Raw genomic sequence first — 565 nt, forward strand, 5'->3', positions numbered from 1 at the left:
CGCCGGTCGAGCCAAGCCGCGCCGGGTTGCGGCCGGGCGAGCCGCCCACGCCCTGCGAGAGGCGGGCGCTCACGAAATTGGTGGCGGGGCGCGATTCCCCGGCGAAGAGGTCGAAGGTGGTCCAGTCGGCGCCGGCGCGCAGCATGCGCAGGCTGTCCTGGGAAAGTCGGGCCCGCTGCCCATTGGTGCCGTCCACCCAGACGTCGCTGTCGATCGTGTCGAAGGCGCCGACCAGGTTCAGCGTCTGCGAGCGACGGCGGATCAGCGGATAGGTCAGCGAGGCGCCGGCCACGGTGGATTCGCCCTCGTAGCCGAGGCTGCGCAGCACGCCCGAGGGGTTGCTGGTGCCGTGGCCCGCATAGAGCCGCACCTGCAGGCCGGAGCCGCCGATATAGCCGCGCCAGCTCGCCTGGCCGAAGATCTGCGTGGTGGCGCGGGCCCAGAACAGCGCCAGCTCCGTCTGCTCGCCGAGCGAGGTGAAGGAGTTGAACTGCACCGCGGCCAGGGCCTGCTCCGTTCCTGAGAAGCGCGGGCCGCGGTTGTCGGCCGTGACGTAGCCGGTCAC

Annotated in this window: 1 protein-coding gene; it reads right to left on the minus strand. The window is 71.9% G+C overall.

The features are described 5' to 3' along the window. Positions 1-565: hypothetical protein (locus AC1DWF_RS37370; protein WP_476843465.1), on the minus strand; the 565-nt coding region annotated here is incomplete at both ends.

This window comes from Aminobacter sp. P4_D5 (assembly GCF_056401815.1).